Below are 664 nucleotides of genomic sequence, written 5' to 3' on the forward strand. Positions count from 1 at the left end.
ATTTATGAAAGAGGTCTAATACTCTATTTCAATTAATAGTTCTCATATAAGCTAATTTCTAAATATTTTCAATTTATTCTAACTTGTATTCTTAGTTCTTTTATATAAACATTCTTGCGATAATTTTTTTATCTTCATTATTTAAAATTTTCCAGGGGATAGTATGGCCAAGCTTACTTTAGATGCACTTACAGATATTGATGGTTTCGTTGCAGCAGCACTCGTAGACAGCGAAAGTGGTCTTGCATTAGCAACTCTTGGCAATAATACAATTGATCTTGAGCTCGCAGCTGCAGGCAACACAGAAGTTGTACGTGCTAAACGTCGTGTAGCAGCGAGCCTGAATCTGAATGATTCTATCGAAGACATTCTAATCACTTTAGGCAAACAATATCACTTGCTACGCCCACTTGATTCAAATGAAAATTTATTCCTTTATCTAGGGCGTGTCCTCATTTGGCTTTACACCAAATAAACATGCAAGCAATGTAAATCATAGACTGGTAATTTCGTGCAAGCTTATCAAATCGGGTTGCAATCGCTCGGAAATGCTTCAATCTCGCAAACACATTTTCAACTAAATGTCTTAATNTAAACTCCTTATTCGATCTCTTACTGTTTGATCTCAATGGAATAATGGGAACATATCCTTGTTCTGGGCATA

General features: G+C 35.3%; 2 pseudogenes. One reads left to right on the plus strand and one right to left on the minus strand.

Annotation, left to right across the window (positions count from 1 at the left end):
- Positions 1 to 163: 163 nt before the first annotated feature.
- Positions 164 to 442, plus strand: a pseudogene (locus BK820_RS14930) (roadblock/LC7 domain-containing protein); the annotation flags it as partial.
- A gap of 10 nt (positions 443 to 452) precedes the next feature.
- Here the strand turns inward: BK820_RS14930 and BK820_RS15605 are convergent.
- Positions 453 to 664: pseudogene (locus BK820_RS15605) on the minus strand (IS5/IS1182 family transposase); the annotation flags it as partial.

Origin of the sequence: Acinetobacter sp. LCT-H3 (genome assembly GCF_001866125.1) — a bacterium.
Classification (GTDB): domain Bacteria; phylum Pseudomonadota; class Gammaproteobacteria; order Pseudomonadales; family Moraxellaceae; genus Acinetobacter; species Acinetobacter schindleri.